At 68.9% G+C, this 16,944-nt stretch carries 12 protein-coding genes and 1 rRNA gene; 10 read left to right on the forward strand and 3 right to left on the reverse strand.

Features of this window, described 5'->3' with window-relative positions; translation table 11 throughout:
• Window positions 1–9: 9 nt before the first annotated feature.
• Window positions 10–3,954 carry a type VII secretion protein EccCa gene (eccCa, locus tag FPZ41_RS10815; RefSeq protein WP_322620067.1) on the reverse strand — a complete coding sequence of 1,315 codons (3,945 nt, stop codon included), beginning with the start codon at window positions 3,952–3,954 and terminating at the stop codon, window positions 10–12.
• A gap of 288 nt (window positions 3,955–4,242) precedes the next feature.
• Here eccCa and eccD point away from each other — a divergent pair, with 288 nt between their 5' ends.
• From eccD to FPZ41_RS10845, 6 genes are all read left to right on the forward strand, one after another.
• Window positions 4,243–5,700, forward strand: a complete 1,458-nt coding sequence (eccD, locus tag FPZ41_RS10820; protein ID WP_322620068.1) for a type VII secretion integral membrane protein EccD — start codon at window positions 4,243–4,245, stop codon at window positions 5,698–5,700.
• 192 nt (window positions 5,701–5,892) lie between these two features.
• Window positions 5,893–6,180, forward strand: a complete 288-nt coding sequence (gene rpsO / locus FPZ41_RS10825; protein ID WP_322620069.1) for a 30S ribosomal protein S15 — start codon at window positions 5,893–5,895, stop codon at window positions 6,178–6,180.
• Between the two features lie 354 nt (window positions 6,181–6,534).
• Window positions 6,535–8,766 carry a polyribonucleotide nucleotidyltransferase gene (locus FPZ41_RS10830; RefSeq protein WP_322620070.1) on the forward strand — a complete coding sequence of 744 codons (2,232 nt, stop codon included), beginning with the start codon at window positions 6,535–6,537 and terminating at the stop codon, window positions 8,764–8,766.
• On the forward strand, window positions 8,763–10,142 hold the full coding sequence (locus tag FPZ41_RS10835; protein WP_322620071.1) for a M16 family metallopeptidase: 1,380 nt from the start codon (window positions 8,763–8,765) through the stop codon (window positions 10,140–10,142). Before FPZ41_RS10830 ends, FPZ41_RS10835 begins: the two co-directional genes overlap by 4 nt.
• 74 nt (window positions 10,143–10,216) lie before the next feature.
• On the forward strand, window positions 10,217–10,969 hold the full coding sequence (gene dapB, locus FPZ41_RS10840; protein WP_152861456.1) for a 4-hydroxy-tetrahydrodipicolinate reductase: 753 nt from the start codon (window positions 10,217–10,219) through the stop codon (window positions 10,967–10,969).
• A gap of 16 nt (window positions 10,970–10,985) precedes the next feature.
• On the forward strand, window positions 10,986–11,441 hold the full coding sequence (locus tag FPZ41_RS10845; protein ID WP_152861458.1) for a tetratricopeptide repeat protein: 456 nt from the start codon (window positions 10,986–10,988) through the stop codon (window positions 11,439–11,441).
• A 69-nt stretch (window positions 11,442–11,510) separates the two neighbouring features.
• Here FPZ41_RS10845 and FPZ41_RS10850 read toward each other — a convergent pair whose 3' ends face one another.
• Window positions 11,511–12,065, reverse strand: a complete 555-nt coding sequence (locus FPZ41_RS10850; protein ID WP_322620072.1) for a hypothetical protein — start codon at window positions 12,063–12,065, stop codon at window positions 11,511–11,513.
• 159 nt (window positions 12,066–12,224) lie between these two features.
• Window positions 12,225–12,458, reverse strand: a complete 234-nt coding sequence (locus FPZ41_RS10855; protein ID WP_152861460.1) for a hypothetical protein — start codon at window positions 12,456–12,458, stop codon at window positions 12,225–12,227.
• 221 nt (window positions 12,459–12,679) lie between these two features.
• Between FPZ41_RS10855 and thyX the strand changes: the two genes are divergently transcribed.
• From thyX to FPZ41_RS10875, 4 genes are all read left to right on the forward strand, one after another.
• A complete protein-coding gene (gene thyX, locus FPZ41_RS10860; protein WP_322620073.1) occupies window positions 12,680–13,420 on the forward strand; it encodes an FAD-dependent thymidylate synthase in 741 nt (246 codons plus the stop codon).
• A 232-nt stretch (window positions 13,421–13,652) separates the two neighbouring features.
• The gene (gene dapA, locus FPZ41_RS10865) at window positions 13,653–14,552 is read left to right on the forward strand and encodes a 4-hydroxy-tetrahydrodipicolinate synthase (RefSeq protein WP_152861464.1); all 900 of its coding nucleotides are present in this window, start codon (window positions 13,653–13,655) and stop codon (window positions 14,550–14,552) included.
• A gap of 128 nt (window positions 14,553–14,680) precedes the next feature.
• Entirely contained in the window at window positions 14,681–16,366 is a 1,686-nt protein-coding gene (locus FPZ41_RS10870) for a ribonuclease J (protein WP_152861465.1), read from the forward strand.
• Window positions 16,367–16,819: 453 nt separating this feature from the next.
• A 16S ribosomal RNA gene (locus FPZ41_RS10875) occupies window positions 16,820–16,944 on the forward strand; the annotation flags it as partial.

Raw genomic sequence — 16,944 nt, forward strand, 5'->3', positions numbered from 1 at the left:
CGCCCCGGATCAGTACCGAGCCGGCAGCCACCCCGTCTGAATCAGCTGCCCACCCCGTCGGCGCGTGTGGAAGTACCCACGCCCGGGCGGCAGTTGCGAGGCGGTGATGTTGCCGAGCAGCGCACCCTCAGCCCGGTCGCCGGAGAGCACGATGCCCTGGGCGCCGAGTTCGCGCAGGCGCTGCATGACCGGCTCGTAGAGCGACCGGCTGGCACCGCCCGAGGCGCGCGCGATGATGATGCGCAGGCCGATGTCGCGGGCGAAGGGCAGGTACTCCTGGAGCGGGGACAGCGGGTTCATGCCGGTCGCCACCAGGTCGTAGTCGTCGATGATGACGAACGCGTCCGGGCTGCTGTACCAGCTGCGGTTGCGCAGTTGCTCGGGCGTGACGTCCGGGCCCGGCATACGGCGGCTGAGCGAACCGGCGAGTCCCTCCAGCGTCTCCGACAGGGCGGGCGCCGACGCGCAGTACCGCGAGAGGTGCGACTCCGGCACTCCCTCCAGGTGGGCACGCCGGTAGTCACCCATGACGATCTTCGCCTGCGTCGGCGTGTAGCGCTCGCAGATCTGCTTGATGAGCAGCCGCAGCATCGCCGACTTACCGGACTCGCTCTCACCGAACACGATGAAGTGCGGGTCCGTCTCGAAGTCGACGAAGACGGGCGAGAGCGAGGACTCGTCGATACCGATGGCGACACCGCGGTCCGGGTGCTCGAAGCCCTTCGGCAGCCGGTCCACCGGGAAGAGCGTGGGCAGCAGCCGCACGGCCGGAGCGGGGTTGCCCTGCCAGTTGTCGTTGATGCCGCGGATGAGGATCGACGTCGCCTCCGACAGGTCCTCGGTCTCCGAGGAGCCGTCGACGCGCGGCAGCGCCGTCATGAAGTGCAGCTTGTCCGGGGTCAGACCACGGCCGGGCACGGTGGCGGGGACGTTCTGCGCGACCTTGCGGTCGATCTCCGACTCGGTCGGGTCACCGAGCCGCAGCTCGATGCGGTTCTGCAGCATGTCCTTGAGCGCCGGCCGCACCTCGGTGTAGCGGCTCGCGCTGAGGATCACGTGCACACCGAAGCCGAGGCCGCGCGTCGCGATCTCCGTGACGGTGGACTCCAGCATCTCGTAGTCCGTCTTGAACGTCGCCCAGCCGTCGATGACGAGGAAGACGTCACCCCAGAGCTGGTCCGGCAGCTGGCCCGCGGCCCGGCGCTGACGGTACGTCTGGACCGAGTCGACGTTGTTCGCGCGGAAGTACTCCTCGCGCGCGTTGAGGATGCCCTCGACCTCGCTGACCGTACGGCGCACCTTCTCGGCGTCGAGACGGTTGGCGACGCCGCCGACGTGCGCCAGGTCCTCCATCGCGATCAGACTGCCACCGCCGAAGTCCAGGCAGTAGAACTGCACTTCGGACGGCGTGTGTGTGATCGCGAACGACGAGATGAGCGTACGCAGCAGCGTCGACTTGCCGGACTGCGGACCACCGACGAACAGACCGTGACCCGCACCGCCGGAGAAGTCCCGGTAGAGCACGTCACGCCGCTGCTCGAACGGCTTGTCCACCATGCCGACCGGGACGTTGAGCCGGCCGAGCGCCGTGTAGTCGGGTGCGGTCAGGCCGCGCTCCGGGGTGACGGCGAGCTGCGGGAGGAGCTGCTCCAGCGAGGGAGCCTCCTCCAGCGGGGGCAGCCACACCTGGTGGGCTGGCGGTCCCTGGTTGATCATCCGGCTGACGAGGACGTCCAGGACGGTGTCGGCGAGCGCGTCGTCCACCCGGTTGTCGGGCTCCGGCTCCTCGATCACCGGCTGCGGGGGCAGTGCCACATGCTCCGCGGAGAACAGCGCGGGCCGCAGCTGCGTGGAGCGGCTCACCCGCGAGGGGCCCTCGCCGTGGTACGCCCCCGACACGTACGCCGCCTTGAAGCGGACCATGGTGTCGGTGTCGTACCGCAGATAGCCGGAGCCCGGGATCGACGGCAGGTGGTAGGCGTCCGGGACACCGATCGCCGTACGGGACTCGGCGGCGGAGAAGGTCCGCAGACCGATCCGGTACGAGAGATACGTGTCCAGGCCGCGCAGCTTGCCCTCTTCCAGGCGCTGCGACGCCAGCAGCAGGTGAATGCCCAGCGACCGGCCGATGCGGCCGATCTGGATGAACATGTCGATGAAGTCGGGCTTGGCCGTGAGGAGCTCGGAGAACTCGTCGAGCACGATCACCAGCGAGGCCATCGGCTCCAGCGCGGCGCCCGCCGCCCGTGCCTTCTCGTAGTCGTTCAGGTTGGCGTAGTTGCCGGCCGAACGCAGCAGCTCCTGGCGGCGCTGCGTCTCACCCATGATCGAGTCACGCATACGGTCGACGAGGGTGAGGTCGTCCGCGAGGTTGGTGATCACGGCCGCGGTGTGCGGCATGTCCGCCATGCCCGCGAAGGTCGCACCGCCCTTGAAGTCCGCGAGGATGAAGTTGAGCGTCTCCGAGGAGTGCGTCACCGCGAGACCGAGCACCAGCGTACGCAGCACCTCGGACTTGCCGGAGCCGGTGGCGCCGACGCACAGGCCGTGCGGGCCCATGCCCTCCTGCGAGGCCTCCTTGAGGTCCAGCATGACCGGCTCGCCGTTCTCGCCGACACCGATCGGCACCCGCAGCCGCTCGTGCAGCGTGCGCGGACGCCAGGTGCGGGAGACATCCACGGAACCCGCGTCGCCGATGCCCATGAGGTCCGTGAAGTCCAGGTTGGACAGGAGGGGTTCGCCCTCCTCCGCGGAGCCGACCCGGAAGGGGGAGAGCTGCCGCGCCAGGGACTCGGCCTGCGCCGGGTTGAGTACGTCGGGCTTGCCGGTGTACGCGGACTCGTGGCCGACGAACAGCCGCATCCGGTCCGGCTTCACGTAGGCCGTCAGACCCGCGCGCAGTTCCTCCTCCAGTTCGCCGGGGGAGATCTCGAGGAAGGTGACGCCCTGGAGCCCTTCGCTGCTGGCGAGTTCGGAGTCCGGCGGCACGGTGCCGCCGTCGAGCACCACGATCAGGTGCGGCTGGTCGTAGACCGGGTTGGCCTCCCGGTTCCAGCGGGGCCTGTCGTCCAGCTGGTCCGCCAGGGCCTCCTCCAGCTCGCCGAGGTCGTCGAACAGGAGCCGGGCCGAGCCCGCCCCGTCCTTGGCCTTCGGGTGCTGGCTGTGCGGCAGCCACTTGATCCAGTCCCAGTCGGCCGCCGAGGAGGGGTGCGCCACCACGGCGATCATCAGGTCCTCGGGCGAGTGCAGCGTCGCCAGCTGGGCCAGCGTCGCACGCGCGTTGGCGTAGACCGTGTCGGTCTCTCCGCACACCGTCACGTGGTAGAAGGCGCGCAGCGAGATGGAGACGGGCAGGTCCGAGAGACTGCCGTGCGCGTCGAGGAAGGCCTTCATGGCCGCCGCGGTCAGCGGCTCCAGCTCGTCCTTGGGGGCCGTCTCCGGCGCGACGAGCGGAGTGTTCAACTGCTGGACACCACGGCCGATCCGCACGGAGGCGAAGTCCGCGTCGGTCGGGCGCCGCTCCCACAGCCGCTTGCCGTCGGCCGCCACCGCCCACAGCTGCTCCGGGTCGGGGTGCTGGAAGAGCTGGCTGCGCCGCTGCAGTTCAGCCGTTTTGTGTACGTCCTTGCGGACCTGTTCGAGATAGCGGAAGTAGTCACGCCGGTCCTGGGCCATCCCCGCGCCGCCGCCCTGCCGGGACTTGGCGAACTGCGCGATGGCCATGGCCAGGGTCGAGGCCAGCATCAGCCCACCGACCACCCTCATGTAGGAGGGCAGGTTGGGCATGAAGAAGAAGCCGACGGAACCCAGCATGCCCATCATGGGCAGCAGGTTCATCAGCATGCTCTCGTCGCCCTCGCGCGGGATCTCGGGCGGCGTTTCCAGCTTGACCTCGCCGTCCGGTACCACCGGGGGTGTTATCCGCGGTGGCCGTTTGATGATGACGACGCTCACCGATGCACTCATCCTTCGCGATTGATACGTCTGACTACGTCTGATACGTCCTGGTGTGACGCCCCCGTGTACCGCGACGTGTTCTCGTCCGCGTTAGGCGTCGTCCGCGTAGGCGACGATCCTACTGATGCGAGCAGTGCGCCAGGGCGCCAGGAGGATGGAGATGCCGAGGGGGTCCGGGGAGAATTGAGGGAGGCAGGCCCTGTTGCGCCTGCCGTAGCGGATATGGTGGCGCTCCGCGTCGTACGAACGGCGCGAAGAAGCCTTTTCCACAGGGGGATGTACCAGGTGAGCACGGGGACTTCGACAGGTTTCTGCCGAATCACCATCGCAGCGCCGGACAGCCGAGTCGATGTGGCTCTGCCTGAGGATCTGCCGATCCAGGACCTGTTTCCTGAGATCGTCAGGCTCTCGGGCCTGGTCCAGTCGGACACCAGCCCCGCCGGCTACCACTTGGTACGCCGCGAGGGCGAAGTCCTCGACGCGAGCCGTTCGTTGCTCGAGCACAGGGTCAGGGACGGCGAGGTGCTGCTGCTGCGCACCTTCGCCGACTCACTGCCGCCGGCCGTCCACGACGACGTGGTGGACGCGATCGCCGCCGCGGTCAAGCAGGACAGCCGCAGTTGGAACGACAACCTCATGCGGATCGCCGGCCTTGTCTCCGGCGCCCTGCTGCTGGTCATGCTCGGCTTCGTCTTCTGGTTCGCGGACCCGGTACGGCATGACATGCACGGCCTGCAGGGCATCCTCGCCGGCGTCGCCGCGGTGACCCTGACGGCACTCGCCGGTGTACGGGCCCGGGTGTACGACGACCGCGGCAGCGCGGTCGCGCTGGGCATCTCGGCGCTGCCGCACGCGCTCATCGCGGGCTCCGGCGTCATCTCCCAGGACCCGGGGGAGGGTCCGGGCAGGATCCAGTTCCTCGTCGGCTGTGTCGCCGTCCTGCTCTTCTCCGTCATCCTGATCATGCTGCTGCCGCAGGGGGACGCCCCGTTCGTGGCCGCCGCGCTGGCCTCCGCGATCGGCACGCTCGCTGTGTTCTGCGGTGTGCTCACCGAGGCGGAGCCGCGGGAGATCGCCGCCGGTACCTCGGTCGTCGCCCTCGCGGTCGTCGGCTTCCTGCCCGGCTGGTCGGCCCGCTTCGCCAAGCTGCCGATCGGTTTCCGCAACCCGGAGGACCTGGCCAGGGCCCGTCGCGAGGGCCAGGAGGGCGACCTCGAGGCCGTCGACGTCCAGCGCATCGTCGCCCAGACCAGCCGCGGCCACGAACTGCTGCTCGGTCTGGTGGGCGGCTGCGCCGCCGTCATCGTCGGCGCGGGCGGCGCGGTGCTCGGCTTCAGCGACAGCGGCTGGGCGCAGCTGCTCGCCCTGTGCACCGGCGTCGCCGCGATGCTGCGGGCGCGCCTGTTCCGGTACACGGCCCAGGTCACCTGCCTGTTCGTGGCCGGTGTCGTCACGCTCGGTCTGCTGATCCTCGGCCTCGCGATCTCGCCCCCGGCCGACATCATCCTCGAACTGGTCCAGGGCAACACCGGCCCCGTCGACGTACGCACCCTGTGGCTCGGCGCCTCGGTCGCGGCCGGTGTGCTGCTGCTGATCGCGATCGCCCTGATCGTCCCCCAGAAGGGGCTCTCCCCCTTCTGGGGCCGCATGCTGGACCTCGCGGACTCGCTGGTGCTGCTCTCCCTGATCCCGGTCTGCCTGGCCGTCCTCGATGTCTACGGCAAGGTCCGCGGCGGCGTCTGAGCCCCGCGGGCCACGGCGGAAAACCGGACACTTCCGGGCTGGTACGCTGTGTGACGGCCGTTTGTGTGCGCGTTCGCGGTACCTGCCGGAGACCGCGCCGGACGGATCCCCGCCTCCCGAGTCACGGAAGCTCCCCTGAGAAGAAGACCAGGGGGCACTCGGTGGCAACAAGAAGACCCACGAGGAGTACGCGTGCCGCTCGACGCCGCTACGAAGAAGCAGATCATGACCGAGTTCGGTACCAAGGAGGGCGACACCGGCTCCCCCGAGGTCCAGGTCGCGATGCTCTCGCGCCGTATCTCGGACCTGACCGAGCACCTGAAGACCCACAAGCACGACCACCACTCCCGCCGTGGCCTGCTGATCCTGGTCGGTCAGCGCCGTCGCCTGCTGCAGTACCTCGCCAAGAAGGACATCCAGCGCTTCCGTACGCTGGTCGACCGCCTCGGCATCCGCCGCGGTGCGGCGGGCGCCAAGTAAGACGCCGTGAAGGGAGCGGTTCCCGGAGGTGGGGGACCGCTCCCTTTGCTGTACGTGCGGAACGTGCGGAGTGTCACCGCCGCTTTGTAGGGTGGTAGCACAACGCAGTACACACGACACAGCGTGACGGCAACCGGGACACGAGCGGACACCCGGATGACCTCACCCACACCGAACGAGGAGAAGCGCGTCTCGCCGCCGCCGGTCCTCGGTAGTGGCCCCCGGGGGGAAGTGAGCCCCGGGTGCTTCGATCGAAGACCGGCCCGCACCAGACGGAGCGCTTCTCCACCACCGTCCCCCCGCCACACGGGCGGGACCAGGGACGAAAGACGATATGTAACGGAGAAAACGCTAGTGGAGAACGAGACCCACTACGCCGAGGCCGTCATCGACAACGGCTCCTTCGGCACCCGCACCATCCGCTTCGAGACGGGCCGCCTGGCCAAGCAGGCCGCCGGCTCCGCCGTGGCGTACCTGGACGACGACACCATGGTGCTGTCGGCCACCACCGCATCCAAGAACCCCAAGGACCAGCTCGACTTCTTCCCGCTGACGGTCGACGTCGAGGAGCGGATGTACGCGGCCGGGAAGATCCCCGGTTCCTTCTTCCGCCGTGAGGGCCGGCCCTCCGAGGACGCCATCCTCACCTGCCGTCTCATCGACCGCCCGCTGCGCCCGTCCTTCAAGAAGGGCCTGCGCAACGAGATCCAGGTCGTCGCCACCATCATGGCGCTCAACCCCGACCACCTGTACGACGTCGTGGCCATCAACGCCGCGTCCGCGTCCACGCAGCTGGCCGGCCTGCCCTTCTCCGGCCCGATCGGCGGCGTCCGCGTCGCGCTGATCCGCGGCCAGTGGGTGGCCTTCCCGACGCACACCGAACTCGAGGACGCCGTCTTCGACATGGTCGTCGCGGGCCGCACCCTGGAGGACGGCGACGTCGCGATCATGATGGTCGAGGCCGAGGCCACCGAGGGGACCATCAAGCTGGTCAAGGGCGGCGCCGAGGCCCCCACCGAGGAGGTCGTCGCCGCCGGTCTGGAGGCCGCGAAGCCCTTCATCAAGGTCCTGTGCAAGGCCCAGGCCGACCTCGCCGCGAAGGCCGCCAAGCCGACCGGCGAGTTCCCGATCTTCCTGGACTACCAGGACGACGTGTTCGAGGCGCTCTCCGCCGCGGTCCGCACCGAGCTCGCCCAGGCACTCACCATCGCCGGCAAGCAGGAGCGCGAGACCGAGCTCGACCGCGTGAAGGGCCTGGCCGCCGAGAAGCTGCTCCCCGACTTCGAGGGACGCGAGAAGGAGATCTCCGCCGCGTACCGCTCGCTCACCAAGCAGCTGGTCCGCGAGCGCGTGATCAAGGAGAAGAAGCGCATCGACGGCCGTGGCGTGACGGACATCCGTACGCTGGCCGCCGAGGTCGAGGCCATCCCGCGGGTGCACGGTTCCGCCGTGTTCGAGCGTGGCGAGACCCAGATCCTGGGCGTCACCACCCTCAACATGCTCCGCATGGAGCAGCAGCTGGACACCCTCTCCCCGGTGACCCGCAAGCGCTACATGCACAACTACAACTTCCCGCCGTACTCCACCGGCGAGACCGGCCGCGTCGGCTCCCCCAAGCGCCGCGAGATCGGCCACGGCGCCCTCGCCGAGCGCGCCCTGGTCCCGGTCCTGCCGACGCGTGAGGAGTTCCCCTACGCGATCCGCCAGGTGTCCGAGGCCCTCAGCTCGAACGGCTCGACCTCCATGGGCTCGGTCTGCGCCTCCACCATGTCGCTGCTGAACGCCGGTGTGCCGCTGAAGGCCCCCGTCGCCGGTATCGCCATGGGCCTGATCTCCCAGGAGGTCGACGGCGAGACGCACTACGTCACCCTCACCGACATCCTCGGTGCGGAGGACGCCTTCGGGGACATGGACTTCAAGGTCGCCGGCACGAAGGAGTTCGTGACCGCCCTCCAGCTCGACACCAAGCTGGACGGCATCCCGGCCTCCGTCCTGGCCGCCGCGCTGAAGCAGGCCCGTGACGCCCGCCTCCACATCCTCGACGTGATGATGGAAGCGATCGACACGCCCGACGAGATGTCCCCGAACGCACCGCGGATCATCACCGTGAAGATCCCGGTCGACAAGATCGGCGAGGTCATCGGCCCCAAGGGCAAGATGATCAACCAGATCCAGGAGGACACCGGCGCCGAGATCACGATCGAGGACGACGGCACGATCTACATCGGTGCCGCCGACGGCCCGGCCGCCGAGGCCGCCCGCACCACGATCAACGGCATCGCCAACCCGACCATGCCGGAGGTCGGCGAGCGCTACCTGGGCACGGTCGTGAAGACGACCACCTTCGGTGCGTTCGTGTCGCTGCTCCCGGGCAAGGACGGTCTGCTGCACATCTCGCAGATCCGCAAGCTCGCCGGCGGCAAGCGCGTGGAGAACGTCGAGGACGTCGTCGGCGTGGGCCAGAAGGTCCAGGTCGAGATCGCCGAGATCGACTCCCGCGGCAAGCTCTCCCTCATCCCCGTGATCGAGGGCGAGGGCGAGTCCGACGGCGGCTCCGACGAGAAGAAGGACGACGGCGACAAGTGACGTCGCGTAGCTCCCTGGCGACGGCCCGCACCTCCTCCGAGGCGCGGGCCGTCGCCCGTACCCAAACCCTCATCAAGGGCAGCAACGGCATCGGTACGGTCCGTAAGACCACCCTCCCCGGCGGCCTGCGCATCGTCACCGAGACCCTGCCCTCCGTGCGCTCCGCCACCTTCGGGATCTGGGCGAACGTGGGCTCCCGCGACGAGACACCCGCGCTGAACGGCGCCACGCACTACCTGGAGCACCTCCTCTTCAAGGGCACCACACGGCGCAGCGCACTCGACATCTCCGCCGCCATCGACGCGGTCGGCGGCGAGATGAACGCGTTCACGGCGAAGGAGTACACGTGCTACTACGCACGCGTACTCGACACCGACCTGCCGCTCGCCATCGACGTCGTCTGCGACATGCTCACCGGCTCGCTCATCCTCGAAGAGGACGTCAACGTCGAGCGCGGCGCCATCCTCGAAGAGATCGCCATGACGGAGGACGACCCGGGCGACTGCGTGCACGACCTGTTCGCGCACACGATGTTCGGCGACAACCCCCTCGGCCGCCCGGTCCTCGGGACGGTCGACACGGTCAACGCCCTCACCGCCGACCGCATCCGCCGCTTCTACCGCAAGCACTACGACCCGACGCACCTCGTCGTCGCGGCCGCGGGCAACGTCGACCACAACAAGGTCGTACGGCAGGTCCGCGCCGCCTTCGAGCAGGCCGGCGCCCTCAAGCGGCCCGACGCCACCCCGATCGCCCCGCGCGACGGCCGCCGCACCATCCGCACGGCCGGCCGCGTCGAGCTCCTCGGCCGCAAGACCGAGCAGGCCCACGTCGTCCTCGGCATGCCCGGCCTGGCCCGCACCGACGAGCGCCGCTGGGCCCTCGGCGTCCTCAACACCGCACTCGGCGGCGGCATGTCCTCCCGACTGTTCCAGGAGGTCAGGGAGAAGCGCGGCCTGGCGTACAGCGTGTACTCGTACACCTCGGGCTTCGCCGACTGCGGTCTCTTCGGCGTGTACGCGGGCTGCCGGCCGTCCCAGGTCCACGATGTGCTGAAGATCTGCCGGGACGAGCTAGACCAGGTCGCCGAGCGCGGGTTGCCGGACGACGAGATCGACCGTGCCATCGGCCAGCTCCGCGGCTCCACGGTCCTCGGCCTGGAGGACACCGGCGCGCTGATGAACCGTATCGGCAAGAGCGAGCTGTGCTGGGGCGAGCAGATGTCCGTCGACGACATGCTGGCCCGGATAGCAGCGGTCACCCCGGACGACGTCCGGTCCGTGGCCCGCGACATCCTGGGACAGCGCCCCTCGCTGTCCGTCATCGGTCCGCTCAAGGACAAGCAGGCCTCCCGGCTGCACGACGCGGTCGCGTGAGGCGCGGCGGCACGCATCGCCGGTAGGTTCGCGTACGTCCTCGACAACCCGCATTCCCCTAAGGAAGCAACAACATGAGCAAGCTGCGCGTGGCGGTCCTCGGCGCCAAGGGCCGTATCGGATCCGAGGCGGTACGGGCCGTCGAGGCTGCCGAGGACATGGAGCTGGTGGCCGCCCTCGGCCGCGGCGACAAACTGGAGACGCTCGCCGACACGGGAGCCCAGGTCGCGGTCGAGCTGACCACCCCCGCCTCGGTCATGGGCAACCTCGACTTCTGCGTACGCCACGGCATCCACGCGGTCGTCGGGACCACGGGCTGGACCGACGAGCGCCTCGCGCAGCTGCGGGGCTGGCTGGACCGTTCCCCGGAGACGGGCGTGCTCATCGCCCCCAACTTCTCCATCGGGGCCGTGCTGACCATGAAGTTCGCCGAGAAGGCCGCGCCCTACTTCGAGTCCGTCGAGGTCGTCGAGCTGCACCACCCGAACAAGGTGGACGCCCCCAGCGGCACCGCCATGCGCACCGCCCAGCTCATCGCCGCCGCCCGCGAGCGCGCCGACAGCGCCCCCCAGCCTGATGCCACGGTGAGCGGCCTGGACGGCGCCCGGGGCGCGGACGTCGACGGAGTGCCCGTCCACGCCGTACGCCTCCGTGGCCTCCTCGCCCACCAGGAGGTCCTCCTCGGCGGCGAGGGCGAGACCCTCACCATCCGCCACGACTCCCTCCACCACAGCAGCTTCATGCCGGGCATCCTGCTGGGCGCCCGCCGCGTGGTGACCGCCCCGGGCCTCACCTTCGGCCTCGAACACTTCCTCGACCTGAGCTGAGCGGCCGGGAACCACCATGCGCGCGAAGATCACGTACACCGTCACGGCCGCCGTCCTGCTCGTCTACTTCGTCCTGGTCGGCAGCCGCGGCATCCTGCTGATCGAGGCCGGCACACCCGTCACGATCGTGTTCGGTGTGGCGGTGCTGATCCTGCCGGGGATCGGTCTGTGGTTCCTGTGGAAGAACACCCAGTTCGTCCACAAGGCCAACCAGCTCGCCGCCGAACTCGACGCCGAGGGGGGCCTGCCCGTCGACGAGTTGAGGCGCACCGCGGGCGGCGGCATCGACCGCGACTCGGCCGACGAGGTCTTTGCCCGGCGCAAGGCCGAGACCGAGGACGCCCCCGACGACTGGCGCAGCTGGTTCCGCCTCGCCATCGCCTACCGCGACGCCCGGGACACACCCCGGGCACGCAAGGCGATGCAACGGGCGATCGCGCTGCACGACAGCAAACCTGTCCAGCCCGCCTGAGCGCACCTTCCGACACACCGAGGGCCGGCCCGCACACGCGGACCGGCCCTCATCACATTCCGCTCGAACTCACCGCGTGTACTCCGCGGCCCACGCCTCCACCGTGTCCGTCGCCCGGTCGAAGGCATCCGGACGGGCCAGGAAGTCGGCGTCGTGCGAGGTCATCAGCGGCAGCACGGCCTCGGATGCCCGGCCCTTGCGTTCGAGGACGAGGGCCTGGCCCTGGAGCGTGCGCGGCAGCCCGAGCCAGCGCACCGGCTGCTGCACCGTCCGTGCCGAGGCGACCTGCTCCCAGGGCGTCGTGCGCGTGGCCAGGAAGCTCACCTTGCGCAGCCCCCGCCCGCTCACCCAGGTCCCCATGCGCAGCAGCCGCAGGGCGCCGGCGATGATGCACAGCGCCAGCCCGAAGCAGACCGCGCCGGCGGCCAGGGTCCCGGCCACCGTGATGATGACCGCCGCGAAGAGCACGTACGAGGCGAGCAGCAGCAGGATCGCGGCCGCGCTCACCCGCCACGGGCCAGGTCGGTAGGGCCGCCGCCAGCGGTCGCGGTCGTCGAACGGCAGCGCCTGGTCGTCCACCGCCTCGTCAAAAGCGCGATCGGCGGTCAGGAAGGGCAGGGGCACGACAGATCCTCACTCAGTCCAGACTCAATCGATGCGGGGGACATCGCCGAGTGAGGCTATCGAGCCGGATGCGCGCCCACCACCCGCGGGGGTCCATGGGGGTGCGCACCCTGCCATTCGGGCGGCCGGCCTGGGTGGCCGGCCTGAGCAGCCCCGCGGTCAGCGGTTCTGGGACGCCTGTGACTCGTGCGCGGGCGCCTGGTCGAGCGACAGCGCGGGCATCCCGAGGAGTACGGAGCCCACGAGCCCCGCGACGACGGTGAGACCTATCAGCCAGCGCCCGGCCCTCTCGCGCGCGGAGGTCCGCTCACGGGGCGGGGGAGTGACATTGCTGCGGAACCTGTCGGCTTCGGCGATGAAGGCGAACGGTACGGGCTCGCGCCGACGGAACATGGGGTGCGCTTCTCCTTCGGGACCTTGTGACGGACCTGGCGACTCGAACAATCGCGGTCACCTACACAGACGTGCGAAACCCCCAGAAGGTGCCCGCTATCGCCGATTTCACAGAAGTTCGCCGACGAATGTCGCGGACCGCCACCGAACGCCGCGTTGTCAGTGCCGGACCGTAGAGTGGGCGCCGCCCGAGAGACGTGATGGAAGGGACCCTCCGAGCCGTGACCCACACCCCCGCCGACGACCTCAAGCCCAGCATCCGCAGCGACGTCACCGTCGAGCTGGTCAAGCACAGCGCGGCAGACTCCGACGTGCTGTGGGCCGCCCGCGTCTCCACCGCGGGCGAGCAGTCCCTGGACGAGCTGAAGAAGGACCCGGAGCGCTCCAAGGGCCTGATCAACTACCTGATGCGGGACCGGCACGGCAGCCCCTTCGAGCACAACTCGATGACGTTCTTCATCAGCGCCCCGATCTTCGTCTTCCGCGAGTTCATGCGGCACAGGGTGGGCTGGAGTTACAACGAGGAGAGCGGCCGTTACCGCGAGCTCCAGCCCGTCTTCTACGTCCCCGACGAGTCCCGCAAGCTCGTCCAGGAGGGCCGCCCCGGAAAGTACGTCTTCGTGGAGGGCACCCAGGCACAGCAGGAGCTGGTCGGCCGGGTCATGGAGGACACGTACGTACACGCGTACGAGGCGTATCAGGAGATGCTCGCCGCCGGCGTCGCCCGCGAGGTCGCCCGTTCGGTCCTCCCGGTCGGTCTGTACTCCTCGATGTACGCCACCTGCAACGCCCGCTCGCTCATGCACTTCCTCGGCCTGCGCACCCAGCACGAGCTCGCCAAGGTCCCGTCCTTCCCGCAACGGGAGATCGAGATGGTCGGCGAGAAGATGGAGGCGGAGTGGGCCAGGCTGATGCCGCTGACGCACGCCGCCTTCAATGCCAACGGCCGGATCGCCCCGTAGTACCCACGGGGACCCGTATCGCGGGCGGCTCCGGTCGCCTGGGACACGCATGTACGGGTCAACCGAGAGAGGCGCCCGGATTGCGGCATTTCGCGAAGTTCATCTAGCCTGATCAAACGGACCCGGCACTGCTTGAACCCCCGAGCAGGCAGTGCCGGGTTCCACCTTTGTCCGGACTTTTACGGCCCCCCGCGGGCAGACCGCGCCTTGAGCAGCGAGTAGCGTGTTACCCATGGCTCCGACCTCCACTCCGCAGACCCCCTTCGGGCGGGTCCTCACCGCCATGGTCACGCCCTTCACGGCGGACGGCGCACTCGACCTCGACGGCGCACAGCGGCTCGCCACCCACCTGGTGGACGCAGGCAACGACGGCCTGATCATCAACGGCACCACCGGAGAGTCCCCCACCACCAGCAACGCGGAGAAATCGGATCTCGTACGGGCCGTCCTGGAGGCCGTGGGAGACCGCGCCCACGTCGTCGCCGGCGTCGGCACGAACGACACCCACCACAGCATCGAGCTGGCGCACGCCGCCGAGAAGGTGGGCGCGCATGGCCTGCTCGTCGTCACGCCGTACTACAACAAGCCCCCGCAGGAGGGCCTCTACCGGCACTTCACGGCCGTCGCCGACGCCGCCGAGCTGCCGGTCATGCTGTACGACATCCCCGGTCGCAGCGGCGTCCCGATCAACACCGAGACACTCGTCCGCCTCGCGGAGCACCCGAGGATCGTCGCCAACAAGGACGCCAAGGGTGACCTCGGCCGCGCCAGCTGGGCCATCGCCCAGTCCGGCCTCGCCTGGTACTCCGGCGACGACATGCTGAACCTGCCGCTCCTCTCCGTGGGCGCGGTCGGCTTCGTCTCGGTCGTCGGCCACGTCGTCACCCCCGAGCTGCGCGCCCTGGTCGAGGCGTACGTCTCCGGTGACGTCCAGAAGGCCACCGAGATCCACCAGAAGCTGCTCCCGGTCTTCACCGGCATGTTCCGCACCCAGGGCGTGATGACCACCAAGGCGGCGCTCGCACTCCAGGGCCTGCCCGCAGGACCCCTGCGCGCCCCCATGGTCGAGCTCACGCCCGAGGAGACCGCCCAGCTCAAGATCGATCTTGCCGCCGGCGGGGTACAGCTCTGACAACGGACTTCACAACTGAATAGGCAGGACACAGGTGCCTGCGTCCCACACTGACAACTGCTTTTGCACGAACGTCATGCGCGCCACGTGCCCTACAGGTACGTGGCGTGTGTGGTGAGGAGAGTCTTTTGAGTCATCCGCATCCTGAACTCGGCCCGCCGCCGAAGCTCCCCGAGGGCGGCCTGCGGGTCACCCCGCTCGGTGGCCTCGGCGAAATCGGCCGGAACATGACCGTATTCGAGTACGGCGGCCGCCTGCTGATCGTTGACTGCGGAGTGCTCTTCCCCGAGGAGGAGCAGCCCGGAATCGATCTGATCCTGCCGGACTTCTCCTCCGTCAGGGACCGCCTCGACGACATCGACGGCATCGTCCTCACACACGGCCACGAGGACCACATCGGCGGCGTCCCCTACCTGCTCCGCGAGAAGCCGGACATCCCGCTGATCGGCTCCAAGCTGACCCTCGCCCTCATCGAGGCCAAGCTCCAGGAGCACCGCATCCGTCCCTACACCCTGGAGGTGGCCGAGGGGAACCGTGAGCGCATCGGTCCCTTCGACTGCGAGTTCATCGCGGTCAACCACTCCATCCCCGACGCCCTGGCCGTCGCCATCCGCACCCCGGCGGGCATGGTGGTCCACACGGGCGACTTCAAGATGGACCAGCTCCCGCTGGACAACCGCCTCACGGATCTGCACGCGTTCGCCCGGCTGAGCGAGGAGGGCATCGACCTCCTCCTCACCGACTCCACGAACGCCGAGGTCCCCGGCTTCACCCCGCACGAGCGCGACATCTCCAACGTCCTGCGTCAGGTCTTCGCGAGCGCCCGCAAGCGGATCATCGTGGCCAGCTTCGCCAGCCACGTCCACCGCATCCAGCAGATCCTCGACGCGGCCCACGAGTTCGGCCGCCGGGTCGCCTTCGTCGGCCGCTCGATGGTGCGCAACATGGGTATCGCCCGGGACCTGGGCTACCTGCGAGTCCCGCCGGGGCTGGTCGTGGACGTCAAGACGCTGGACGACCTCCCGGACGACGAGGTCGTGCTGGTCTGCACGGGCTCCCAGGGCGAACCGATGGCGGCCCTGTCGCGCATGGCCAACCGGGACCACCAGATCCGCATCGTCCAGGGCGACACGGTGATCCTGGCGTCGTCGCTGATCCCCGGCAACGAGAACGCGGTCTACCGAGTGATCAACGGCCTGACCCGCTGGGGCGCGAACGTCGTCCACAAGGGCAACGCCAAGGTGCACGTCTCGGGCCATGCGTCCGCGGGCGAGCTCCTGTACTTCTACAACATCTGCCGGCCGAAGAACCTGATGCCGGTCCACGGTGAATGGCGCCACCTGCGCGCGAACGCCGAGCTGGGCGCCATGACGGGCGTCCCGCACGACCGGATCGTCATCGCCGAGGACGGCGTGGTCGTCGATCTCGTCGAGGGAAAGGCGAAGATCTCCGGCAAGGTCCAGGCCGGTTACGTCTACGTCGACGGCCTCTCGGTCGGAGGCGTCGGCGAACCCGCGCTCAAGGACCGCAAGATCCTCGGTGACGAGGGCATCATCTCGGTCTTCGTCGTGGTCGACTCGTCGACGGGCAAGATCACGGGGGGCCCGCACATCCAGGCCCGCGGCTCGGGCATCGAGGACTCGGCCTTCGGCGATGTGACCCCGAGGATCACGGAGGTGTTGGAGCGGTCGGCTCAGGACGGCGTCGTTGAGCCCCACCAGCTGCAGCAACTCATCCGCCGCACGCTGGGCAAGTGGGTCTCGGACACCTACCGGCGCAGGCCGATGATCCTCCCGGTGGTCGTCGAGGTCTGACCCGCCGTCACGGGCGGCCGTTCGCACGGCCGCCCGAACCGTGGTGGGTGTGAACTCGGGGCGGGGCCCCTCGATTTGCATCGGGGCGCCCCGCTCCAGTACGTTTACGGCTCCACCAGAACGGGAACCCAGGTGCTCCACGCACCGGGGATTCACTCCCGGACCGGATGGAAATTCCGACTCAGAATCTCTGATAAAGTCGGAAACACCGAAGGGAAGCGCCCGGAGGAAAGCCACGAGAGAGTCTCTCGGGTGAGTACAAAGGAAGCGTCCGTTCCTTGAGAACTCAACAGCGTGCCAAAAATCAACGCCAGATATGTTGATACCCCGTCTCTCCCGATTCCGGGAGGGCGAGGTTCCTTTGAAAAAACACAGCGAGGACGCTGTGAGCCGGGGGGATTATTCCTCCTCCTGGTTCCGCTCTCGTGGTGTCATCCCGATTACGGGAAAACATTCACGGAGAGTTTGATCCTGGCTCAGGACGAACGCTGGCGGCGTGCTTAACACATGCAAGTCGAACGATGAAGCCCTTCGGGGTGGATTAGTGGCGAACGGGTGAGTAACACGTGGGCAATCTG

The organism is Streptomyces acidicola, from assembly GCF_009377235.1.
Lineage (GTDB): Bacteria > Actinomycetota > Actinomycetes > Streptomycetales > Streptomycetaceae > Streptomyces > Streptomyces acidicola.

Excerpts from the sequence above, each read along its gene's own strand:
- dapB (WP_152861456.1), top strand. The coding sequence starts at position 10,217 with ATGAGCAAGCTGCGCGTGGCGGTCCTCGGCGCCAAGGGCCGTATCGGA.
- FPZ41_RS10845 (WP_152861458.1), top strand. The coding sequence starts at position 10,986 with ATGCGCGCGAAGATCACGTACACCGTCACGGCCGCCGTCCTGCTCGTC.
- FPZ41_RS10855 (WP_152861460.1), bottom strand. The coding sequence starts at position 12,458 with ATGTTCCGTCGGCGCGAGCCCGTACCGTTCGCCTTCATCGCCGAAGCC.
- dapA (WP_152861464.1), top strand. The coding sequence starts at position 13,653 with ATGGCTCCGACCTCCACTCCGCAGACCCCCTTCGGGCGGGTCCTCACC.